Origin of the sequence: Salinicoccus roseus (assembly GCF_003814515.1) — a bacterium.
Lineage (GTDB): Bacteria > Bacillota > Bacilli > Staphylococcales > Salinicoccaceae > Salinicoccus > Salinicoccus roseus.
The window spans coordinates 214,664-237,429 of record NZ_RKQJ01000004.1 but is presented as its reverse complement, the minus strand read 5'-3'; the positions used below and the strand labels follow the sequence as shown (position 1 = coordinate 237,429).

The 22,766-nt window shown below is 45.9% G+C and carries 19 protein-coding genes; 5 read left to right on the top strand and 14 right to left on the bottom strand.

Annotated features, from left to right (window positions below):
• Window positions 1–3 precede the first annotated feature (3 nt).
• The 7 genes from EDC33_RS12205 to EDC33_RS12175 form a co-directional block, all read right to left on the bottom strand.
• The gene (locus tag EDC33_RS12205) at window positions 4–1,755 is read right to left on the bottom strand and encodes a GMC family oxidoreductase (RefSeq protein WP_124011383.1); all 1,752 of its coding nucleotides are present in this window, start codon (window positions 1,753–1,755) and stop codon (window positions 4–6) included.
• Complete coding sequence (locus EDC33_RS12200) at window positions 1,756–2,532, bottom strand: gluconate 2-dehydrogenase subunit 3 family protein (RefSeq protein ID WP_124011382.1); 777 nt, start codon at window positions 2,530–2,532, stop codon at window positions 1,756–1,758.
• A 276-nt stretch (window positions 2,533–2,808) separates the two neighbouring features.
• Window positions 2,809–4,422, bottom strand: a complete 1,614-nt coding sequence (locus EDC33_RS12195) for a BCCT family transporter (RefSeq protein ID WP_124011381.1) — start codon at window positions 4,420–4,422, stop codon at window positions 2,809–2,811.
• Window positions 4,423–4,712: 290 nt separating this feature from the next.
• Window positions 4,713–5,000, bottom strand: coding sequence for a 4a-hydroxytetrahydrobiopterin dehydratase (locus tag EDC33_RS12190; RefSeq protein ID WP_040105469.1), 288 nt, complete (start codon window positions 4,998–5,000; stop codon window positions 4,713–4,715).
• A 100-nt stretch (window positions 5,001–5,100) separates the two neighbouring features.
• On the bottom strand, window positions 5,101–6,642 hold the full coding sequence (locus EDC33_RS12185; protein WP_124011380.1) for a BCCT family transporter: 1,542 nt from the start codon (window positions 6,640–6,642) through the stop codon (window positions 5,101–5,103).
• Between the two features lie 251 nt (window positions 6,643–6,893).
• Window positions 6,894–8,408 carry an ABC transporter permease/substrate-binding protein gene (locus tag EDC33_RS12180; RefSeq protein WP_094907110.1) on the bottom strand — a complete coding sequence of 505 codons (1,515 nt, stop codon included), beginning with the start codon at window positions 8,406–8,408 and terminating at the stop codon, window positions 6,894–6,896.
• Window positions 8,408–9,361, bottom strand: a complete 954-nt coding sequence (locus tag EDC33_RS12175) for an ABC transporter ATP-binding protein (RefSeq protein WP_094907111.1) — start codon at window positions 9,359–9,361, stop codon at window positions 8,408–8,410. The genes EDC33_RS12180 and EDC33_RS12175 overlap by 1 nt, the downstream gene beginning before the upstream one ends.
• Window positions 9,362–9,518: 157 nt before the next feature.
• Between EDC33_RS12175 and EDC33_RS12170 the strand changes: the two genes are divergently transcribed.
• Complete coding sequence (locus EDC33_RS12170) at window positions 9,519–10,010, top strand: nucleoside deaminase (protein WP_124011379.1); 492 nt, start codon at window positions 9,519–9,521, stop codon at window positions 10,008–10,010.
• Window position 10,011: 1 nt separating this feature from the next.
• On the opposite strand, the gene EDC33_RS12165 is transcribed toward EDC33_RS12170, so the two are convergent.
• From EDC33_RS12165 to fdhF, 3 genes are read right to left on the bottom strand one after another with little or no spacing between them, the layout of a single operon-like run.
• The gene (locus EDC33_RS12165) at window positions 10,012–10,572 is read right to left on the bottom strand and encodes a DUF488 domain-containing protein (RefSeq protein WP_306438689.1); all 561 of its coding nucleotides are present in this window, start codon (window positions 10,570–10,572) and stop codon (window positions 10,012–10,014) included.
• Between the two features lie 53 nt (window positions 10,573–10,625).
• Window positions 10,626–11,330, bottom strand: a complete 705-nt coding sequence (locus EDC33_RS12160) for a helical membrane plugin domain-containing protein (RefSeq protein WP_124011378.1) — start codon at window positions 11,328–11,330, stop codon at window positions 10,626–10,628.
• Window positions 11,330–14,281 carry a formate dehydrogenase subunit alpha gene (fdhF, locus tag EDC33_RS12155; protein ID WP_124011377.1) on the bottom strand — a complete coding sequence of 984 codons (2,952 nt, stop codon included), beginning with the start codon at window positions 14,279–14,281 and terminating at the stop codon, window positions 11,330–11,332. Before fdhF ends, EDC33_RS12160 begins: the two co-directional genes overlap by 1 nt.
• A 286-nt stretch (window positions 14,282–14,567) precedes the next feature.
• Here fdhF and merR point away from each other — a divergent pair, with 286 nt between their 5' ends.
• From merR to EDC33_RS12140, 3 genes are all read left to right on the top strand, one after another.
• Complete coding sequence (gene merR / locus EDC33_RS12150) at window positions 14,568–14,960, top strand: mercury resistance transcriptional regulator MerR (protein WP_124011376.1); 393 nt, start codon at window positions 14,568–14,570, stop codon at window positions 14,958–14,960.
• A gap of 24 nt (window positions 14,961–14,984) precedes the next feature.
• On the top strand, window positions 14,985–16,625 hold the full coding sequence (gene merA, locus EDC33_RS12145; protein WP_124011375.1) for a mercury(II) reductase: 1,641 nt from the start codon (window positions 14,985–14,987) through the stop codon (window positions 16,623–16,625).
• Window positions 16,626–16,866: 241 nt separating this feature from the next.
• On the top strand, window positions 16,867–18,189 hold the full coding sequence (locus EDC33_RS12140) for an ISL3 family transposase (RefSeq protein ID WP_124011374.1): 1,323 nt from the start codon (window positions 16,867–16,869) through the stop codon (window positions 18,187–18,189).
• A 109-nt stretch (window positions 18,190–18,298) separates the two neighbouring features.
• Here EDC33_RS12140 and EDC33_RS12135 read toward each other — a convergent pair whose 3' ends face one another.
• Entirely contained in the window at window positions 18,299–19,168 is an 870-nt protein-coding gene (locus EDC33_RS12135) for an AraC family transcriptional regulator (protein ID WP_428842417.1), read from the bottom strand.
• 192 nt (window positions 19,169–19,360) lie between these two features.
• Between EDC33_RS12135 and EDC33_RS12130 the strand changes: the two genes are divergently transcribed.
• A complete protein-coding gene (locus tag EDC33_RS12130; RefSeq protein WP_124011373.1) occupies window positions 19,361–20,572 on the top strand; it encodes an NADH:flavin oxidoreductase/NADH oxidase family protein in 1,212 nt (403 codons plus the stop codon).
• A 193-nt stretch (window positions 20,573–20,765) separates the two neighbouring features.
• On the opposite strand, the gene EDC33_RS12125 is transcribed toward EDC33_RS12130, so the two are convergent.
• The 3 genes from EDC33_RS12125 to EDC33_RS12115 all read right to left on the bottom strand — a co-directional run bounded on the left by EDC33_RS12125 (window position 20,766) and on the right by EDC33_RS12115 (window position 22,723).
• Entirely contained in the window at window positions 20,766–21,509 is a 744-nt protein-coding gene (locus tag EDC33_RS12125) for an NADPH-dependent oxidoreductase (RefSeq protein ID WP_124011372.1), read from the bottom strand.
• Window positions 21,510–21,745: 236 nt separating this feature from the next.
• Complete coding sequence (locus tag EDC33_RS12120; RefSeq protein WP_229716756.1) at window positions 21,746–22,249, bottom strand: CHAP domain-containing protein; 504 nt, start codon at window positions 22,247–22,249, stop codon at window positions 21,746–21,748.
• Between the two features lie 123 nt (window positions 22,250–22,372).
• Entirely contained in the window at window positions 22,373–22,723 is a 351-nt protein-coding gene (locus EDC33_RS12115) for a hypothetical protein (RefSeq protein WP_040105460.1), read from the bottom strand.
• Between the last annotated feature and the right edge of the window lie 43 nt (window positions 22,724–22,766).

Genomic DNA, 22,766 nt, shown 5'->3' with positions numbered 1-22,766 from the left:
AAATCAGATGAATTTTCTGCCGGGCGCTTTTACAAGCTGTTCTTCATCCTCCAGATATCGTTCGATGCCTTCTGCTGCCCGATAGGCCAAGGCACCGATGGTCGGAGTTGGGTGATGGCCGCCAAATTGTGGGAAGGCTGAGCCGCCTACGACGAAAAGGTTATCCACATCCCACATCTGCAGGTAGCTGTTTACGGCGGATGTTTCCGGGTCGTCTCCCATGACGACGCCCCCTGTGTAATGGCCACCGGAATAGACATGATTGAATTCTTCAGGCACATTACCATCTTCAATGATATCAGCGCCCATCTCTTCCATGATTTCGTGGCACCGTTCTATACCGAATTGAGCGATATTCCTTTCCTGGTCGCCAAACTTGTAAGTAGCCCGCAGTAGAGGATCTCCATACTCATCCGTATAGGTCGGGTCAAGGTCGAGATAGTTATGCCAGTAGGACATGGCTATGGATGTATACCATATAGTCAGGGTCCGGTAGGCATAGTGGAGTGATTTGTCCTTGAACTCCTGTCCCCAGTTTGGTGTATCTCCAGGGACGTTGCCGCTGCTTGAAATAGCCCCGAACCCATATTGCCTCAATTCTATCGCTCCTCCCCCGATGAAGTCGAGATCGGAGTGGTCAAAGTTGTCTGCGGCATAATCGTTTACTGCAGCACCGAGGGCGCCAGCCCCCATATAGAGGTTGAATTGTTCATTTTCGAAGAAGCCGGTAGCCCCATGGAAGGCTGAATTGTACTGTCCGTTGAAGTTCCGGCCAATGACACCCTCCCTTGTTTCCGGATCATACTGTTCTCCTATGTCCGAGAGCATCAGCAGGCGGTTATTCGCGAATGCGAATGCTGCCAATACAACTACATCAGCCGGCTGTTCATATTCTTCACCAGTATTTTCATCAACATACATGACGCCGGTTGCTTTGCCACTATCTTCATCATAAAGTACCCGCCTGACATTGGCGCGGGTCCTGAGCTCAAAGTTATCATGTTTCATTGCAGTCGGGATAACAGTGGCAAGGGGATCTGATTTTGCACTGAAATCACACCCATGTCTCGTACAGAAGGAACAGTACATGCAGGCGTTGAGCTGTTCACCATCCGGATTCTCGTAATTTTGGGAAAGGTTGCCTGCTGCAATCTGGAAGGGATGAAGCCCGAGCCTTTCAGTCGCATCCTTGAATAGCCTCAGTGAGGGTGTCTCCTTCAACGGTGGATTCGGCCACTCCCTGTTCCTCTCAGGCGCCAATGGATCCTGTTCCCCGGAAATACCAGCTGTGTATTCCCATTTTTCATAGTATTCTTCCATTTCATCGTATGTGATTCCCCAGTCCTGAAGATTCATATCTTCAGGTATCTTATCCGCACCATAGCGGTCTATGGTCTGGCTGCGGATTTCAAACTCATAGGGCCAATAACGATAAGTGGCCCCGGCCCAGTGTACGCTGGCGCCCCCCACATCCGTGCCAAGCTGCATGTTCTGCATTGTTCTGACAGGCAGCGCCGTCTCGTCGATTTCGTTTCTTGAGGTCACGGTGTGTCCGGTAAGGTTCTGCATGATCTGATAACGGTTGTCAAAACGCAGTTCATCCTTCACCCCTACATAGTCACTTCTGTTCTTATCAATCCCCTTTTCGAGACCGACGACGCTTTTTCCGGCTTTGGCCATCTCGGCACTGATGATGCCGCCGGCCCACCCCATACCTACAACAACAACGTCCACCTTATCCAATTCTTCAGCCATCTATATTCCGCCTCCCTGATAAGATCTCAACCCTTCCGGGTCCAGCGACATGAACTCTTCAGATTCAATGTCTTCCGCCCACCCCATACGGGGGCCGGGATACTCTATCATCTTCCATCCCTGCATATCTTTATTGCCGCCATACGCAGGGTCTGAGTAGACGCCTTCAATTGTTGCGTTTCTGAGTAATGAAAAGAAGGTTTCGGGTCTTACTCCTCTAATCTCCACATCTCCCGATTCAAAACTTCGGAGGAGCTCATCCTGGGCTCCGCCATCCAGGTCCGCGAAGGCTGTATCATGCTCCTCCATGCTGAGTTCCTGTAGACGACGCAGGCCGGCAAGAAAGACTTCTCCCCTATTCAGTTTTGCCTGAAATCCGTGTGTGTCTGAAGTGGGCTCGAAAGGTCCGTAGGAATAGTCCTGGCTGTTCTGTCCCCAGAACCCGTACATCTGTCGATCGATGAAATAGGGTACACCCAGTGCGATGGCGCCCGGGCCGTTATCATCTTCAGGATAGATACGCTCTGTAGCAGCCGCCAATGTTTCAAAATCCTCACTCCGGCTAAAGAAGGTCCGTGCTTCCATACTTTCGTTTTGAGCCTCATCTTCTGAAGTAGACTCCTCTGAAACTTCCGGATCATCGTCAGTAAGCATCTGTGACTGGTTCATAAATACGCTGCCCAATAAAGAGCCACCGAGAATACCGCCAGTGAAAACACCGGTGGTTTTCAGAAAATCACGTCTTGAGAACTGTTTCTCTTCTCCAATATCAGCCATTATCTCCCCTCCAATAATATAAGATATAAATACAATTTTAACTTTTTAGAAAATTTAGTCAACTTTTTATCGGAAATAACATAATAATATTTGCAAGGAAGGAAATTATTTGTACATGCCCTCTGGTCAATGACAATGGGAGCGGAATTTTTTGAGCGAGGAAAAATGAAGTGTTCTTAATCAAATTGAATTCAAAAAACCCGACAGTAGAATGTATCTACTGCCGAGCCTGTCATGAGGTTCTGGTGGTTTTATGGTACATGCTGATGATTTGTACTATAGATCCCTTTCGTCCACGCCTGCTTCCTTCTGCTCCTGATACTCCCGCTGTTCCCTGTTGAGATATTCCTTCATGCGATGCTTGTTGGGCGTAATTGTGAGGCCGAGATATTTTCTCTCTTCATTGGCATCCTTATAGAATGAAATCATCATCATGATGATGACGAAGCTGAAAGGCAATGCTGCAATGATGGCTGCAGACTGAAGGGCCTCGAGCCCTGTTTCTCCTCCGGAGAGGAGCAGTACATAGGCGATGGAGGACAGGGCGATGCCCCAAACGATCTTTATACTCGACGCCGGGCGCAGCGATCCGTGCGATGTCTGCATTCCCAACACGAATGTGGCGGAATCGGCGGAGGTGATGAAGAATGAAGATATCAATATGATTGCGATGATGGAAAGTGGTACGCTGATCGGCAACTCATTAAAGATCGCGAACAGCTGTGTCTCCGGCCCGAGCTCCACTATTGAAGGGACCTTATCGGCAATTTCGATGCCAGTGACACCAAATACAGTAAACCAGATGATGCCGATGGTGGTCGGAACGATAAGAAGTGCCATGATGAATTCACGTACTGTACGTCCTTTTGACACACGGGCTATGAAGATTCCCACGAAGGGACTCCAGCTCAGCCACCATGCCCAATAGTAGATTGTCCAGGATTGCAGCCAGTCGTTCTTCTGCTGGCTCAAAGGTGCAGCATCAAGGGTCCTTGAGACGAATGTGTTGATGTATTCGCCGGCAGCAGTCGGCAGCATGTTTAATATCAGCATTGTGGGCCCCAATATGAGGACGGCCAAAAGCAATATTGACGCAAGTATCATATTAAGGTTGCTCAAATATCTGATTCCTTTAGTCAGGCCGCTCCATGCACTGGTGAGGAAGAGGACGGTTACTACAGCTATGATGACGCCCTGCATCGTCAGGTTGATCGGAAGGCCGAACAGATAATTCAGACCGCCGTTTATCTGTGTCGTACCGATACCGAGTGATACGGCGACCCCTATTACTGTAGCGAAGACGGTGAGGATGTCGATTATGACACCGATTGGTCCATCGACCTTATCGCCCAATATGGGACGCAGCGTTTTGGAAAGCAGTCCGGACTCCCCTTTTCTGAATTGGAAATAGGCAAGGGCCAGGGCGACTGCGCCGTACATGCCCCAGGCATGTGCCCCCCAGTGGAATATGGTCGCACGGATGGCTTCAAGCAAAGCCTCATCCGTTTCCGGATCGGCAGTAGCCGGTGCGAGGAAGTGTGCAATCGGTTCGGAGGTGCTGTAGAATACGACCCCGATACCCATGCCTGCACTAAACAGCATGGTCAGCCATGAACGGGTGCTGAATTCCGGCTTATGATGCGGTTTGCCCAATTTCAGTTTCCCGATGGGGCTGAAGATCAGGAAAACACAAAAGAACAGCATGGCGGATGTGATGATCATGTAATACCATCCGAAATAGTTGCTCACCCAATTTGCTATGGCACCTGATACCATCCCAAACCGCTCTGGATTGATTGCCCCCATAACTACCAATATTGCGACTATAATGACCGAGTATATAAAGACATTCGATAACTTCCTACTGTCAGGACTTGAAGAATCCTTCATTGATCTGCTCCTTATTGTTCGGGGGGGCCTACCCCCGCTATATTTATTTTAAACAAAACGAATAACCTATTGATAGTAACAAATTTAATGGAGAAGCACAATTTGGATTTCCATACATTGGTGATGAATGTCATCGTATTACGCATTATTGGGGCATTACATTTTATGTATAGATGCTGATATAAAGCTGTTTATAAAGTACCGCATGGCGTTACAAAATAAAATGGGAAAGGTGCCTATCAAAGATATTATGCCCATGGGGGATTCCCCCATGGGCATAATGCTGACCATTATTTCTTCGGTTGTTCAAATAGACGGTATAGGTTTTCACAGGCTTTGGCTCCAGCAATATCCTTTTCGGTCAGTTCCTTTTTGGAGAAAGTCGTCCAGGATACTGTGACTGTAGTGTGGTTGATTGTTATTCCTGGATGATGCTGAACCCCTTCAGCATAGATGCTTATTTTTTCTGTGAAATCGATGCCATCCAAATACTTGGCAAATTTATATTTCTTGCTTATCTTTTCTTCTTCGAGTGTCCAGCCATCCAGTTTCTCCACTTCGGATTTTACATCTGACATACCTCCACCCCCTTCAATATTGCATAGTGGTATTCCTTTACCCGGAAATGGCTGCTGCCAATCCAGAGTAGAAGTTCTTCCCATTAGCGGGAGCTTCCGGTCATTCCTTCAATTTTATATCCTCTTCATGTACGACTCCATGTGCACTGCTGGAACGCGGGTGGTCCTTCGTCAACGCAAGGAAAAGCGACCATATCATGAATATGATGATGAGCGAGAAAGGCAGGGCGGCGATGATCAGCAGGTTCTGTATCGCTTGTGTACCTCCGGTATAGATCATAATCAGGGCGAATGCTGAAAGGATGATTCCCCAGATGATTTTCACAACGCCGCTTGGCAGGTTGCTGCCGTTTGTGGTGAGCATTCCAATGACATATGTTGCCGAGTCGGCAGATGTAATGAAGAATACCGCAATGACAACCAGTGTCAGCAAGCTTAATAAGAAGCCCAATGGATACTGTTCAAGCATGGCAAATGTGGCAGTTTCTGTGGCATATGAAGCGATGTCCGCAACACCTTCGACCTGCAGGTTTATCGCAGAGGCACCAAATACCGCGAAGAATATGAAGCATACGAGCGTCGGCGCAAAAAGCACGCCCAGAATGAACTCCTTGATCGTCCTCCCTTTGGATACCCGGGCGATGAAGATGCCGACGAATGGAGCCCAGGAGACCCACCATGCCCAGTAGAAGATCGTCCATCCCTGAATCCAGGAAAAAGCCTCCGTATCATTCATGGGCAGACGCAGACTCATGTCAAAGAAGTTTGCAATATAGCTTCCGAGAGAACTGGTAAACATATTAAGAATATAGAGCGTCGGACCGACCAGGAAAAGGCCGACCAGCACGATGACGGCGATGACCATGTTGAAGTTGCTGAGCATCTTGATGCCCCTGTTGATGCCAGACCATGTGGACCATGTGAAAAGCAGTGTGGCCACTGCAATGATGAGGAACTGGATCAGAAAGTTTGCAGGCACACCAAACAGGAAGTTGAAGCCCTGATTGATCTGGAGTGCGCCGAAACCTAATGTTGCAGCCACCCCAGTGACAGTTGCAATGACTGCCAGGACATCGATGAGGATGCCAAGAGGTCCCCTCATCCGTTTTTCACCAAACAACGGGGTCAAAGTTGAACTTACGAGCCCTTTATATCCTTTATGGAAGTTGAAGTAGGCGAATACCAGGGCTACAATGCCGTAGACTGCCCACGCGTGGATACCCCAGTGGAAGAAAGAGAATTGCATTGCCTGGTCGATTGCATCCTGGGTGCCAGGTTCCGCTATTGGGGAAGCACTGAATGCATGACTGATCGGCTCGGCTGTCGTCCAGAAGACAAGGCCGATCCCCATACCTGCACTGAAGAGCATCGCAAACCAGGAATGCAATGAAAATTCCGGGTCTTCCCCTTCCTTGCCCAATGTGATGCTGCTGAACCTGGAGAAGAGCAGATAGATGCAGACGAATAGTATTGCCAGTATCAGCAACAGATAATACCAGCTGAAATTCTTGGAAATGAGGGTAGTTATGTACTGCGTGGATGCTTCCATACTTTCGGGGATTATTGCTCCGACCCCTACAAACAGGATGCAGAAAGCGAGAGCCAACCAGAACACCAGTGTGATGGATTTTTTTGCTTGCATAGTGACCACTCCTATATAAAACGTGATATGAATTACCTATACCCAATTCAGGGCATAAGATTACACAGCTTCAAATGCAGCTGTGATTATAATGATGCCGGCTACAAATGATACTATAGATGGGAGATTTCCCCCACCCCTTATACAGTAATAATAGAAATTCATCACTTGCTTTAATGTTGTGGATTACGCAGTGAATTTCCCGGGAAATGAAGAAGACCTACAGCATATAAGTGCTGTAGGTCTTTCGATTATTCTATCAGTCCGGCTTCCTCCAAGTAATCTTCTGCCACGACATAAGGGTCTTCCCCTTCAACGCCTACCCTGTAGTTCATCTCCTGCATTTCCTCATTGCTGATCATACCGCCGAGCTTATTCAATGGTTCGATGATTTCAGGATGTTCATCAAGGAATGACTCTTTGAAGAGTGGTGCACCCTGATAAGGAGGGAAGACATTCCGATCGTCTTCCAGGATGACCATGTCGAACTGCCTCAGTTCCGCATCAGTGGAGTAGGCATCTACCAGGTTGATGTCCCCGCCTTCTACTGCCTGGTAACGAAGGCTCGGTTCCATGGTCCTGATATTATCGAAATCCAGGTTATAGGCTTCCTGGATCGCTGGCCAGCCGTCTTCACGGTCGTTGAATTCCAATGTGAATCCAGGATCGATCTCATCTTCGATGCTCCGAAGATCTCCAATGGTTTCTAGATTATTCTCTTCTGCGAATTCACGCTTCACTGCAAGTGTATAGGTGTTGTTGAATTCCATCGGTTCGAGCAGCGTCATGTCGAACTGTTCTTCAAGACTGCTCTTGGCCTGTTCGTACACAGCTTCTTCCTCTTTGGAATCCAGCTCCTCTTTTGTCAGTTCGCCGATTACCGTTCCTGTAAATTCGAGGTATCCGTCTATGTCGTCAGACCTCAGTGCATTGAACAGGAAGGATGTTTTGCCAAGGCCATCTTCGACGTCCACCGAATAATCGGTCTCCTCTTCGATGAGGATTTTATACATGTTCGTAATGATGGAAGGTTCGGTTCCAAGCTTTCCTGCGATTGTTATCGTATCGTCCCTCTGTGTGAGGAGTGGAGCGGCCGAAATCACCAGCATCGCCACGAGTATGGTACCGAGGGTGAATATGATTTTCTTATAGGAAAGGTTCTGTATCACCCGGAGCGCTATATCGAAGAAGATGGCGAGCAATGCTGCCGGTATGGCACCCAGGATGATGAGTGATGTATTATTCCGGTCGATTCCAAGGAGGATCAGGTCGCCGAGGCCCCCGGCTCCGATGAGTGCAGCAAGTGTCGCGGTACCGATGATCAGTACCATCGCCGTGCGTATGCCGGCCATGATGACGGGCATCGCAATCGGCAGCTCGACTTTGGTCAATCGACGCATCGGTTTCATGCCGATTCCTCTGGCAGCTTCAACGAGTGAATCATCAACTTCGTCTATGCCGGTAAAGGTATTCCTCAAAATCGGCAGCAGTGCATAGATGACCAATGCGATGATGGCAGGCACCTTGCCGATGCCGAACAACGGAATCATCAGACCGAGCAGCGCAAGTGAAGGTATGGTCTGGAGGACTGCTGCTATGTTTATGACAACCTCGGATAACTTTTTCGTTTTTGTCAATATAATGCCAAGGGGCACGCCGATGATGACCGCGATAAGCAATGCGATGAAGGAGATCTGAATATGTTCAATCAGTGTGGTGAGCAGTTCGCCTTTCCTTGCATTCAAAGTTTCGAAGAATGTATTCATCACGCGTCACCCCGCTGACTGGTATCCAGGTATTTGAAGACATCCGTATGCTTCAATACTTTTCTCTCGCCGTTCTCATTGATGAGGATGCCTTCATGTTCCGATAAGTATTTATAGATGTCCTGTATGGAAGCCTCATGGGAGACTTCAGGGTAGTCGACCTGTTCACCAGGCTGAAGGGGAGGATGATCTTTGGCGATATCCCCAACCGTCACCTGCTGCATCCTGTATGATTCAAGGTCACCGATGAACTCCCTGACAAAATCGTTCTTTGGATTGGTCATGAAGCCTTCAGGGGTATCAATCTGTTCGACATGACCTTCCTTGAGGAGGCAGATGCGGTCCCCAAGCTTCAGTGCTTCCTGTATGTCGTGTGTTACGAATACGATCGTCTTCTGTATCTTCTCCTGAAGGTCTGCGAGATCGTCCTGGAGCTTCTCGCGGCTGATTGGATCGAGTGCACTGAATGGTTCATCCATGAGTATGACGGGTGGGTCGGCAGCAAGTGCCCGTATAACGCCGATACGCTGCTGTTGACCTCCGGAAAGTTCGGCGGGCACGCGGTCCTTATACTGATCCGGTTCCAGTCCTACCATAGTAAGGAGTTCATCGACCCGTTCGTCGATCTCCCCATCCGTCCATTTCTTCATCTGCGGCACTTGTGCAATATTCTCTTTGATGCTCATATGCGGAAAGAGTGCAATCTGCTGGAGGACATAGCCGATATCCCAGCGCATTTCATATACAGGGTAGTCGCTGATCGGTCTGTCCTTGAAGTAGATATAGCCTTCACTCAGTGGAATGAGGCGGTTGATCATCTTCAACGTCGTCGTCTTGCCGCACCCTGAAGGGCCGATGAGGACGAAGATCTCCCCTTCTTTGATTTCAAAGCTCACATCATCCACGGCAACCTTATCACCATAGCGTTTTGTCACATTTTTGAATTTGATCATATTTAATCTCCTAGTTGGATGTATTAACTGTAATTATAGAGAAAGAATCAGGCAATGAAAACACTTTCACTTTTAAAGGTGCGCTTGTTTGACGACACCCGGCCTTCGGCTTAAGATTGAAGTGATCAGACGAAACATTATTTGAAAGGGTGGGTTCATGATTACAGAAAAGGATCGTAAATATTTGAAAAGGTGCATCGAATTGGCTCGGGAAGCATTGGAAAAAGGAAATGCACCGTTCGGCTCCATACTTGTATCACAAAATGGTGAAGTGCTCTTTGAAGATCACAACCGTACTTCTGGAGGGGACAATACACAGCACCCGGAATTCGCGATTGCCCGGTGGACTGCCAATAACATGCAGGAAACGGATCGTCTTCATGCGACCGTGTACACTTCAGGCGAGCATTGCTCCATGTGCGCTTCCGCCCACGCTTTGGCAGGTCTGGGCCGCATCGTCTATGCCAGTTCAACCAGACAGTTGAAGGAATGGCAGGAAGAAATGGATGCTGCCCCGGGCCGGTTGAAAGGACTTTCGATTCAGGAAGTGGTGAATGATATTGAAGTGGATGGACCGGACGAATTCCTGTCTGAAGAAGTGAAGGAATTGCAGTTCGCCTATCTTGAGTCTCAGAAAGAATCCAGGTAGATCATATGTCTTTGGGATAGACTACAGTGCCGTCGGCTTCGATGATCGGCACTGCCCCCCATTTCCCCAGTTCATGGCCGATCACATCATGGTCATCTCTGGAGTTGGTGATGATGTGCTGCACATCCCAATCATTTGCAGCGAGCCAGTTGCTTATGATCAGGCGGTGGCAGCGTGCAGGGTGCCTTTCTGAACACATGTAGACAGTGGTTTTTTCCTTGGCTTGGGCTTTCAGCACTTCAATCCCTTCTTTGAATTCTTCTGTAAGCGTGTAGTCTGCATAGTTGTGGAAGGAACGGTTATTCCAGCCGCTGTTCAAATCACTGCCCACAACTCCAGATGTGCCCCTCCGTCCGCCAAGCATGGGAAAATGTATATACTCAATCTTTTCCTTGCCGAGCCATTCCTTCATCTGGTCACCATTGAAATGTGGATATTTCCTGCTGTATGGAAAGGCGCGTACATCGGATACATACTGGATCTCAGCCATTTTCAGCATATCAAGGAACTGTTCTTTCGTATTGCTTGAATGACCTATGGTGTATATCTTCATCTGTACCATTCCAATCTTTATTGTTGTCCATTGCTTACCAAGCTGAAAAAACGTTTCCCCTGTCACTCGACAGGGGAATTATTTTTGATTCTTTGACCTTTCATGAGCAGTGGAATTGCAAGTGCGCCAGCTCCTGCCGCAAGGGCGTACCATTTTGCCGCGGATCTGGATGAAGTGCTTCTTTGCTTTCTGGAGGTCGAGGGTCTTCTTTCCCCGACCTTGTTTGATTCCTCATCCATTTCCTTTTCCGGCTTTTCAATACGGTCCTTCTGGGGTTCAATCCTTTCTTCATCATCTTTTTCTTCGCCCATGCCTTTGACGATTTTGAGAAGCACGTTCAGCCCCTCTATAATGTGGGGATCCTTCAGTGCGCCAAGGATTCCACTATAGCCGGCAGGTTTCTTTTCATGTTCATACTCGGCCGCCCTGGCAATCCCGCTGTTGAGTTTAAGAACGATGGGTTCGATCTGTTCCATATTGATTGTGCCAAGCAGCTGGAACATCAGCAGCATATTCTTCATGGACTGGGGCGTGTCTGACTGATCTATCGCTGTAACGATCCGATTGATGACCTTGTCGCCCTGACCGAGGGCGCTGTTCACCATATTGAGTACTTCCCGGTCTTTCATCTTGTCTGCAATATCGAGTATATCCTGCAGGGTGTCCTTGTGTTCAAGGAGGAGGGCCTCCAGTTCCCTGAGTTCCTGCTGATGCTTCACTTCCGGGTCGATTTTCATCTTATGGATGACTTTTGTCGCTTTAGCCATTATTTATTCGCCCTTCTTTCTTTGACAAGGTCACCTGGGAATATATAGTCATCCCTTGCCCATTTTTCTTCGACACGAACGCCGATCTGCGGCTGACGATTGCCGTTTCGGTGATTGATCCTTGGCAGTGGATTATCACCCTTCGGTTCGAGCACTTCCATCTTCACAGAAACTTCCTTGTAGGCAGGCGTGTCCGTATCCTTGTCGGAATGGGAGCTTGTCAAGTAGTTGATGGCACCCTCACCGTTCGAGTTCATCGGCAGGTACAGCTGGTTGCCGAAGACCCTGTCAGTGACGACACAGCGGACTTTGACGCTTCCGTATGGCGAAGTGAGGCGTACTTTTGTACCGTCTTCAAGACCACGTTCCTTGGCAAGGTCAGTCGATACTTCTAGGAATACTTCAGGTGTCCTCTCGGTGATGCCTTCGGATTTGTATGTCATGTTGCCTTCATGGAAGTGTTCAAGCAGTCGTCCATTGTTGACATGAAGATCATACTCTTCCTTGAATTCAAGCGGTTTCGTCCATTCCACCGGCCACAGTCGGGCTTTGCCTCCAGGAAGCGGGAATTCCTTTTCGAATAGCAGGGGTGTATCTGTACCATCTGCTGCCACCGGCCATTGCAGACTGTCATATCCTTCAAGGCGGTCGTAGCTGACGCCTGCAAACATTGGTGTGAGGGCAGCTGCCTCATCCATGATTTCACTTGGATGCGTGTAGTCCCATCCAGCTCCCATGCGGTTGGCGATCTCCATGATGATCTGCCAATCCGGCTTGGAGTCGCCGAGCGGATCCATGACCTTATAGAGGCGCTGGAAGCGGCGTTCCGTATTTACGAATGTCCCGTCCTTCTCCAGGCTTGGGCTGGCCGGGAGCACTACGTCTGCATACTCACATGTCTTGGAGAAGAATATATCCTGAACTACGAAGAACTTCAGTTTTTCATATGCAGAATGGACATGGTTGAGGTTTGAATCGACGATGCCCATATCCTCCCCTTTAAGATAGAGGACTTCCAGGTCACCTTCATGTATGGCTTCAACCATTTCATGGTTATTGAGACCTTTGCTTGTCGGTATTTCTGTTCCCCAACCTTCTTCGAAGCGCGCACGGACTTCATCATCCGATACGAACTGGTAGCCTGGGAAGCGGTCAGGCATGCTGCCAAAGTCGCTTGCTCCCTGTACGTTGTTGTGGCCTCTAAGCGGATAGGCGCCTGCGCCCGGTTTCATGTAGTTGCCGGTTACGAGCAGGAGGTTGGAAATTGCTGTACTTGTATCACTGCCTCCCCCATGCTGTGTCACACCCATGGCCCAAAGGATTGAAGTCGTTTTTGCTTCATGGATGGAAGTGGCAATTTCAATCAGATGCTCCTTGGACATGCCCGTCACTTCTGAAGCATAATCCAGTGTATATTTATCGAGGCTTGCAAAGTATTCTTCAACATCGTTTACATGGTCGCGGAGGAATGACTCATCATGCCAGCCCTGGTCTATGATGTATTTGGTCACTGCAGAGAGCCATATAAGGTCACTGCCTGGTGCTGGTCTTACGAATAGGTCCGCACGGTTGGCAAGCTCATGTTCACGCAGGTCGGCAACGATCACTTTCTGTCCATGCAGCTTCTGCGCACGTTTGACGCGCGTTGCGAGTACCGGGTGGGACTCTGCGGTATTGGAACCGATCGAGATGACGAGTTCCGCCTGGGCAATATCGGTAATGCTTCCAGAGTCGCCGCCGTATCCGACTGTACGCCACAGTCCCATCGTAGCAGGGGACTGGCAGTATCTGGAACAGTTGTCGATATTGTTCGTACCTATGACACCGCGTCCAAGCTTCTGCATCAAGTATGATTCCTCATTGGTACATTTAGAGGATGAGATGAAGGCCAGGGCATCTGACCCCTTCTCTTTTATGGTTTCCTTGAATTTTCCTTCAATGAGATCGAGTGCTTCCTCCCATTCTGCTTCCCTGAAGGCATCGCCTTCACGGATGAGGGGCTTGGTGAGACGTTCTTCACTGTTTACAAAATCCCAGCCGAATTTCCCCTTGATGCATGTGGAAACTCCGTTTGCAGGTGCTTCCACTTGAGGCTCGACCTTCAGGATCTCGCGTCCTTTCGTCCAGACATCGAATGAGCAGCCGACACCACAGTACGTACACACAGTCTTCGTCTTCTCGATGCGGTCCTCCCTCATCTGCGCTTCAACATCTGAGATTGCCATGAGGGATTCGTATCCGGTCTCCACGTTCTTTGTAATATTGACCATCGGCCTGAAGTTTTCTTCTGCCATACTTGTGAGGAATCCGGCTTCGCCTTCCATACCCACTTCCATCATGGCATTACATGGGCAGACTGTGGCACAATGTCCGCAGTTGACGCATGAAGATTCGTCGATCGTCGTATCATTATCCCAAATGACACGCGGCTTCTTGAGGTCCCAGTCGATCAGCAGCGTTTCATTCACCTGGAGATCCTGGCAGGCCTCTACACAACGTCCGCACAGTATACACTGATCGGGGTCGTACCTGTAGAATGAATTGCGCATCACTTCAGCGCCTTTAGTCTCATGGGGCGTCTCCTGGTGGCTGATCCTCATTTCCTTGACCGTGTTATGTATCTCACAGTTGCCGTTGTTGAAATCACAGACTGTACAGTAGAGTTCATGATTTCCCAGAATACGGTCCATCGCTATAAGCTGAGCTTCGTGAACTTCCTCGCCGAATGTTTCCACTACATCTCCCGACTTTAACTCCGTGGAACAGGAACGTACAAATTCACCATTCACTTTGACAATGCATGTATCACATGTCTCGATGGCGCCGAGACTGGGGTGATAGCAGAGATTAGGTGGTTCTACATTGTTCTCCTTCAGATGATTGAGCACAGTTTTGTCTGTCGCAGCCTGCTGTTTCTGGCCATTCAATGTTATTTCAAAAGAATCTGGCATTCCAATACCCCTTCCGAATTCAGTTTTATATGCTGTTTCCCTGATATTGTAAAATTCAAACATTAATTATTATGGGTCTTCGGAATATATAGTGGAATTACTTTTTTAATAGTTTAAAAACAACTGGTGTTTAAATCGGATTTTCTAGTGGGATGTTAGGACAATCAATAGTATTATAAAAGTATCAATCACATACGAGTGATACGTTGGGAAAAAATAAAATAGTCCAATTTACTTGACCGTGTACTATGGTACACGGTTTATAATATTCATGGGGTGAAATAAGATGATTTACCGCATTAGTGAGTTTGCAGAAAAATGTGGCGTTAATAAAGAAACGATTAGATATTACGAGCGAAAAAATTTACTACAAGAACCTCACCGAACGGAAGCTGGTTATCGGATATATTCATATGATGACGTTAAGCGTGTTGGGTTTATTAAACGAATACAGGAACTTGGATTTTCTTTAAACGAGATTTATAAATTACTTGGTGCTGTAGATAAAGATGAAGTTCGTTGTCAAGATATGTTCGAATTTGTTTCTAAAAAACAAAAGGAAGTTCAAAAACAAATAGAGGATTTAAAACGAATTGAAACTATGTTAGACGACTTAAAACAACGATGTCCAGATGAAAAGCAATTACATTCGTGTCCAATAATAGAAACATTAACATGAGAGATTAACGAAAGGGGCTTTATTATGAATAAATTTAAGGTAAACATTCAAGGAATGACCTGTGCGGGTTGTGAAAAACACGTTGAATCAGCACTTGAAAAGATAGGTGCTAAAAATATTGAGTCTAGTTTTCGTCGTGGTGAAGCAGTATTTGAACTACCCAATGATATTGAGGTTGAAAGTGCAATAAAGGCGATTGATGAAGCAAATTACAAAGCCAGAGAAATTGAAGAAGTATCATCACTAGAAAACGTGGCGTTAAGTAATGAAGACAATTATGACCTTCTTATTATTGGTTCTGGTACTGCTGCCTTTTCATCGGCAATTAAAGCTATAGAATACGGTGCAAAAGTTGGAATGATTGAGCGTGGAACGGTTGGGGGAACCTGTGTGAATATTGGCTGTGTTCCGTCAAAAACTCTTCTTAGGGCAGGGGAAATCAATCATTTATCAAAAGACAACCCGTTTATAGGTTTACAAACATCCGCTGGAGAAGTGGATTTAGCTAGTTTAATCACGCAAAAGGATAAATTGGTGAGCGAACTTCGGAATCAAAAATATGTGGATTTAATTGATGAATATAATTTTGATTTAATTAAAGGTGAAGCAAAATTCGTTGATGCTAGTACGGTTGAGGTCAATGGGGCAAAGTTATCTGCAAAACGCTTTTTAATTGCAACAGGTGCATCTCCTTCGTTGCCCCAAATTTCAGGACTTGAAGAAATGGACTATTTAACTAGTACAACACTTCTTGAGTTAAAGAAAATACCAAAACGATTAACTGTAATTGGTTCAGGATACATTGGAATGGAGCTTGGACAACTATTTCATCATTTAGGTTCAGAAATAACGCTTATGCAAAGAAGTGAGCGACTTTTAAAGGAGTATGATCCTGAGATTTCAGAGTCAGTTGAAAAAGCGTTAATTGAACAGGGTATAAACGTTGTCAAAGGGGCAACTTTTGAGCGTGTTGTACAAAGTGGAGAGATAAAAAAGGTTTACGTAACAGTAAATGGCAGTAAAGAAGTTATTGAATCAGATCAGTTACTTGTTGCCACTGGAAGAAAACCAAATACGGATTCTTTAAATTTAAGTGCGGCAGGTGTTGAAACCGGAAAAAATAATGAAATCCTGATCAATGATTTTGGTCAAACAAGTAATGAAAAGATTTATGCATCAGGAGATGTGACGTTAGGACCGCAATTTGTATATGTAGCAGCCTATGAAGGTGGAATTATTACTGATAATGCTATCGGTGGGTTAAACAAAAAAATAGATTTATCGGTAGTCCCTGCTGTTACGTTTACGAATCCAACGGTTGCAACGGTTGGTTTAACAGAAGAACAAGCAAAAGAGAAAGGGTATGATGTGAAGACATCTGTATTACCTTTAGATGCTGTTCCAAGAGCAATTGTAAACCGTGAAACAACCGGTGTATTTAAACTAGTAGCAGATGCAGAAACACTAAAAGTATTAGGGGTTCATATTGTATCTGAGAATGCAGGAGAGGTCATCTATGCAGCATCATTAGCTGTTAAATTTGGCTTAACGATAGAAGATTTAACAGAAACCCTAGCACCATATTTAACAATGGCTGAAGGGCTAAAATTAGCTGCACTTACGTTCGATAAAGATGTTTCGAAATTATCTTGTTGTGCAGGCTAAGGGAACTTTTTTTACAATTCCCTATTCAAGTGAACCAGCTAATACTGTACTAAAGTGTGCAGTAGTTTAGCAAAGTCTACAAAAGGATTTCATACACTATTTTGCGATCACCCATTATATAAATGCTTTAAGGGATTTTCTAAGTGCATTTGTGGTCACAAAAATAATTTAACACTGATGATTTCGACATCAAATCTATATTTGATACCTTAACACCGCAGAGTAATAAAGGATGAACAATATGTCAGACTTATTATCCCTACCAGACATTAAAACAATAGAATCACCACAAGAAAATGAAACCGATATGATGTTTAAAGTTGAAGCAGTCGGACCACCTGAACGTTGTCCTGAATGTGGTTTTGACAAGTTGTACAAACACAGTTCAAGAAATCAACTAATTATGGATTTGCCCATTCATTTAAAGCGAGTGGGCTTACAATTGAACCGTAGACGATACAAATGTCGTGAATGCGAATCTACCTTCTGGGAACGCCTAGTATCTGTAGATGAAAAGCGTAGTATGACCAAAAGGCTTTTAAAGTCTATTCAAAAGCAATCCATGTCTAAGACCTTTGTAGAAGTCGCAGAAAGCGTTGGCGTTGACGAGAAAACTATTAGGAACGTTTTTAAGGACTATGTGGCACTCAAAGAACGTGAATACCAGTTTGAAACTCCTAAGTGGCTTGGGATAGACGAGATACATATTATCCGAAGACCTCGGCTTGTATTGACTAATATTGAACGCAGGACTATTTATGACATCAAGCCTAACCGTAACAAGGAAACAGTCATCCAACGTCTTTCAGAAATCAGTGACAGGACTTATATTGAGTACGTCACAATGGATATGTGGAAGCCCTACAAAGACGCAGTGAACACTATCCTTCCACACGCTAAAGTGGTCGTAGATAAGTTTCATGTAATTAGAATGGCTAATCAAGCCTTAGATAACGTCAGAAAGTCTTTGAAAGCTCATATGAGCCAAAAAGAAAGACGTACCCTTATGCGTGAAAGGTTTATCCTTCTAAAGCGTAAACACGATCTAAATGAACGTGAATCATTCCTCTTAGAGACTTGGTTAGGTAAACTTCCTGCCTTAAAAGAAGCCTATGAACTCAAAGAAGAGTTTTACTGGATATGGGATACTCCTGATTCAGATGAAGGTCGTCTTCGTTATAGTCAATGGAGACACCGTTGTATGTCCAGTAACTCTAAAGATGCATATAAAGACCTCGTGAGAGCCGTAGACAACTGGCATGTCGAAATATTCAACTACTTTGATAAAAGGCTCACTAACGCTTATACGGAGTCAATTAACAGCATTATTAGGCAGGTAGAGCGAATGGGTAGAGGTTACTCGTTTGATGCCTTACGAGCCAAAATCCTTTTCAATGAGAAGCTCCATAAAAAGCGTAAGCCACGATTTAATTCAAGTGCTTTCAATAAAGCTATGTTACACGATAATTTCAATTGGTATGAAGTGAATGATCATAACATTACAGACAACTTTGGTGTCGATTTTTCCACACTTATTAAGAATTTGGAGAAGGGTGATTTATAAGCCCTTTTCCACCATAAAAACCGAATACCCATTATTATATAAATATAGAATAAAAGAATTTTACATTATAAAAGAGAGATCATCTGAATGGATGATCTCTCTTTCCGGTTTATTGCACTTCTCTTACCGGCAGCCATATTTCACTGTATGCGTGGTCCTTTTTTTCTGTATTCATTTGTGTGAATGAGAATGTCGGTGCCTCGATCAGTTCATAGTTGGAAGAAGGCAGCCATTCGGAATGGGTCCGCGCCATAGTTTCCTGCATGGTCTCTGGGAATTTTCCTTCGTTGGGGAACACAGCCCATGTGCAGGCTTCTACATGCTTCATATCGAGACTGCCGTTAATGTTAGTTTCTGTCGTCAATACACCAATCATATGGGTCAGGTACCCTTCTTCCTTCATGAATTTCTCATCCGCATCATAGGATGCATTCACGATTTCCATCGGCTCAATGTTCTGTATTCGTCGCATTTCATTCCTTTGTTCCCCTGTAATGCTTTCCGCAAGCTCCATGATGGAATCATTGACCCCTTCAAACTGCATCGGGACCCTCTTTTCCACCCCTGCTATTGTAAAAGCAGGCATTTCTACAAGATTTACTTCCATATTTTCTCCTCCTCTGACATCGATGTAGAATGAAAGTTTGGGAAATGATGTGATGGTACCTCTTCTGCAGGCTTCGGAGGGCAGCATGCCACTCCAGGATTTGAATGCTCTTGAAAAGCCCTCGACAGAGTTATAGCCGTATTTGAAGGCCACTTCAGTTACACTATGCCCTTGAACCAGGTCCTGATTCGCCATGGACAGCTTTCTTTTCTTGATGTATTCGCTGAGTGGCATGCCTGTGATGTATAAGAAAAGCTTTCTGAAGTGGTAATCCGACTCCCCGACATAGCGTGCAACATCGCTGAGTTGCAGGTCATTGGAAAGGTTTTTTTCTATATAGTCGATTACATCATTCAATTTTCCAATCATCATTTCCACGTTCCTTTCACTGCTGATGTTACATTTTTATAGGAAGTTCCACCCGATATTTTTAATATGATAATTGTCGTATGACATTTGGGTTATGAGGTATGGAATGGGGAAAGTATCCTATGTATCCAAGTATAGTTAAGTATCAATATATGACACAAATGAAATAATAAGAATGGAAAGCCGGGGATTAATATGAAAGTATCAGAATCATTGGAACTGCGTAATGGCATCACACTGAAAAACCGCTTCTTCAAGTCGGCCATGAGTGAAACGATGGCCAACGGTCGCAATCAGCCGGGGGAGAAACATGTCAGACTCTATCATGAATGGGCCAAAGGTGGTGCTGGCGTAGTCGTCACAGGAAATGTGATGGTCGACCGCAATGCACTTGGAGAGCCTGGAAATGTCGTCATCGAGGATGAGAAAGATATGGATATGCTGAAGAGATGGGCAGAAAAAGGTACAGAATACGACACCCATCTCTGGATGCAGATCAACCACCCCGGCAAGCAGTCGCCCAAGACCATGTCCAAAGAGCCCGTGGCGCCAAGCGCCATTCCGATGGGCGAGGCGTTAAAGGGTGCTTTCAATCCGCCGCGCACACTGGAGAATGGCGAAATAAAAAAAATTGTTGAAAGATATGTGAAGACTGCAGAGGTTGCCAAAAAAGCAGGATTCACCGGCGCCCAGATCCACGGTGCCCATGGCTATCTGGTCAACCAGTTCCTCTCTCCCCATGATAACCGTCGGGGTGATGAGTATGGCGGCGATCTTGAAAACCGCATGCGTTTCCTGATGGAAATCTATAAAGGGATGCGCAGGGTTTTGGGAGAAACATTCCCCATCTCTTTGAAGCTCAATTCTTCCGACTTCAACAAGGAGGGTTTCACCGAAGCGGAATCATTCGCAGTTGTCGAGAAGATGGCCGAAATGGGTCTGGATCTGATTGAAATATCCGGAGGAAATTATGAACAACCGAAAATGTCGACGGGTACGGATTCGGAAGTGTTCTTCCTGGACTATGCCCAAAAATTGAAGGAGAAGGTCGATATTCCCGTAGTCGTTACAGGAGGCTTCAGGTCCAAAGAAAGTATGGAGGCCGCTCTTGAAAAGGGACATACAGATATGATCGGCATCGCCAGGCCCATGGCTCTGGATCCCCACCTTCCAAACCGGATCATGTCAGGCGACTATAAGAGGATAACGACAAGACGCCTCACTACAGGCATAAAGGGGCTGGATGAAAAGGTGGGGCCGGCTGTAGGAAACGTCTATTATGCTATGCAGCTCAAGCGGATCGCTGAAGGGAAGGAAACACAGCAGCACACCAATGCATGGCGCCCACTCCTGCACCTTATCGCAACTCATGGACCTCAGGCATTGAAGCCGAAAAGGCGGAAATGAAAAAAGATGTAGCTAATGCCTGTATAATGGGAGTAACGATATCAAGAAGGGACTTTCCAGTTCCATCAAAATATAGGTTTACGGTAGTAACATAAGATTTATCTCCAAATTATGAGGACCAGAGGTCTCCATTAAGACAACAATAAAGCCTGAGCATCGCTCAGGCTTTCCAATTAGAGAATATATCATGGAATTATTTCTTTCCACCAGGGAACTTCTGTCTGTTGAGCATTTCATCAATGCCCTGGTAATATGGTCTACTGAAGAACATGGCGACGAACTCCGTCCACGTACCAATCCTGTTGTTGTCTGATCTTGATTGGAGATATTGTGTATACATGCTGTTGTATTTCTCAAGCAGTGGCTTCAGCTCATGATTATAACGTTCTTCATGATACACAGCCGCTCTCGGAAGGCGTGGTTTCTGGTCAGGGTCTTCAGCAGGATGTCCGATGCACAGGCCCGATATTGGAATGACATACTCCGGAAGTTCAAGCATTTCAATCACTTCGGCGGATTTCCTGCGTATTCCTCCGATGGCCACAGTACCGAGTCCGAGTGATTCAGCAGCCGTGACGGCGGTTCCGAGAGCGATGCCGACATCCGTTGTTCCTACAATGAGGGAGTCGATATCGTCAGATATGTTCAAAGGCTGTCCCTCCATCTCGCTGGCAATGGATGTGCGGTAGAAATCCGCACAGAATATCAGGAATACAGGCGCTTCCTCAATGTGTTTCTGATTCCCGCACATTTCTGCCAGCTTCCTCTTTCGAGCAGGATCTTTTACAGCAATGATGGAATACTGCTGGCCATTGATCCAATTGGGGGAAGCCTGTACGGCGTCAATTATTTCATCCAAGTGGCGTTCGTCGACCGTCTCATTTTTATATGAACGGAAGGAACGGTGATTCTGTAGTGTCTCTATGACTTCATTCACCTATAAAAACCTCCTGTTTAATTCCAAGTACAATGGAAGTATAGCAACCTTTAAAGAGGAAGGGAATAATTTGAGCAGGCTATCTCAATATATAATGGCCATGTTATGAGTCGGTAGAAATATCGATAGGATAACACAGTGCAATGGCTTCATTTCAATGGTTTAACATTTTTTTGTAACGCCATGTGTTATGAAAAATTATAACACATGGCGTTATATAAAGAGTGTTCTTGGATTTACGCCTGCTCCTCCAGGTCCTTCGGTCGCGGATTTTCCTTTGGATGGATATAGGAATAGCGGTCTATATTATCCGCTGCGATTGTACGCTCAGTCACTTCATAAGGTTCGGTGTAATTCATTTCGGAAATGTTGATCGAACCATCTTCATTGATGGATTCAATATAGGCGACATGTCCAAGTTCCCCTCTTTCAGTTTGAAGGATGGCACCTGTTTTCGGTTCACCATTGACTGAGTAACCATCACCCTCTGCATTTTCTGCCCATTGATCGGCATCCCGCCAACTGGTTTCTATCATGTTCCCCTGTGCTTTCACCTTTTCGAATACATGGTAGGTACATTCTCCATCATCATAAGTGTTGTTTGCCATCGGGTCGGGGAGCAGGTGGTATTCCAGTGTTTCCCATAGACCATCTTCAGTCTGGCCATCCGCCCAATAAAGCACGGCCGCAGCAAGGCCGATGAAAATAAGTGCAGTTAATCCTTTTTTCACGTGAAACATCCCCTCCCCATACTTTTCATTTTACAGCATCATATATTATACAGGGCGGCGCCAACGTATAAAATGATAATGCTCACCAAAAAAGCCGGCTGAGGGCCGGCTTTTCGTTCAAATATGATGAACCTATTTCTTTTTGAAAGTTTCGATGAAGCTGAGAAGGCTCAAACTGAAGAATTTGAGTGCATTCTTACTTCCTTCGTAGCCATGGCCAGCTTTCAGGTGTTTGAAAATGGCAACGCCGAGTACGGAACTGATCATAAGTGAACCAATCCGTGTGAATGACTTGCCCAGGAAGGATGCAAGCAGGAACAGGGAACCGATGGCTTCAAAGTAGCCGGCCAGTTTCATCTGGGAAGGTTCTACATTGAATTCCTTTTCGAAATCCTCTCCCATCTGCCCTTCGTTCTCAACTTTTGTCAGACCACCTTCAATCATATTTTTACCGATGTAGGCATTGAATAGATAATGGATCATATGAATCATCTCCTTTTCTTATTTTGCAAGTTTCTCAAAAATG

Bases quoted from the DNA above. Each gene is read 5' to 3' on its own strand.
- EDC33_RS12135 (WP_428842417.1), bottom strand. From the start codon at position 19,168: ATGATGATTGGAAAATTGAATGATGTAATCGACTATATAGAAAAAAAC.
- EDC33_RS12205 (WP_124011383.1), bottom strand. From the start codon at position 1,755: ATGGCTGAAGAATTGGATAAGGTGGACGTTGTTGTTGTAGGTATGGGG.
- EDC33_RS12180 (WP_094907110.1), bottom strand. From the start codon at position 8,408: ATGAATACATTCTTCGAAACTTTGAATGCAAGGAAAGGCGAACTGCTC.
- merR (WP_124011376.1), top strand. From the start codon at position 14,568: ATGATTTACCGCATTAGTGAGTTTGCAGAAAAATGTGGCGTTAATAAA.
- EDC33_RS12195 (WP_124011381.1), bottom strand. From the start codon at position 4,422: ATGAAGGATTCTTCAAGTCCTGACAGTAGGAAGTTATCGAATGTCTTT.
- EDC33_RS12185 (WP_124011380.1), bottom strand. From the start codon at position 6,642: ATGCAAGCAAAAAAATCCATCACACTGGTGTTCTGGTTGGCTCTCGCT.
- EDC33_RS12140 (WP_124011374.1), top strand. From the start codon at position 16,867: ATGTCAGACTTATTATCCCTACCAGACATTAAAACAATAGAATCACCA.
- EDC33_RS12190 (WP_040105469.1), bottom strand. From the start codon at position 5,000: ATGTCAGATGTAAAATCCGAAGTGGAGAAACTGGATGGCTGGACACTC.
- EDC33_RS12160 (WP_124011378.1), bottom strand. From the start codon at position 11,330: ATGGCTAAAGCGACAAAAGTCATCCATAAGATGAAAATCGACCCGGAA.
- fdhF (WP_124011377.1), bottom strand. From the start codon at position 14,281: ATGCCAGATTCTTTTGAAATAACATTGAATGGCCAGAAACAGCAGGCT.
- EDC33_RS12175 (WP_094907111.1), bottom strand. From the start codon at position 9,361: ATGATCAAATTCAAAAATGTGACAAAACGCTATGGTGATAAGGTTGCC.
- EDC33_RS12130 (WP_124011373.1), top strand. From the start codon at position 19,361: ATGAAAGTATCAGAATCATTGGAACTGCGTAATGGCATCACACTGAAA.
- merA (WP_124011375.1), top strand. From the start codon at position 14,985: ATGAATAAATTTAAGGTAAACATTCAAGGAATGACCTGTGCGGGTTGT.
- EDC33_RS12170 (WP_124011379.1), top strand. From the start codon at position 9,519: ATGATTACAGAAAAGGATCGTAAATATTTGAAAAGGTGCATCGAATTG.
- EDC33_RS12200 (WP_124011382.1), bottom strand. From the start codon at position 2,532: ATGGCTGATATTGGAGAAGAGAAACAGTTCTCAAGACGTGATTTTCTG.
- EDC33_RS12165 (WP_306438689.1), bottom strand. From the start codon at position 10,572: ATGGTACAGATGAAGATATACACCATAGGTCATTCAAGCAATACGAAA.
- EDC33_RS12115 (WP_040105460.1), bottom strand. From the start codon at position 22,723: ATGATCCATTATCTATTCAATGCCTACATCGGTAAAAATATGATTGAA.
- EDC33_RS12120 (WP_229716756.1), bottom strand. From the start codon at position 22,249: ATGTTTCACGTGAAAAAAGGATTAACTGCACTTATTTTCATCGGCCTT.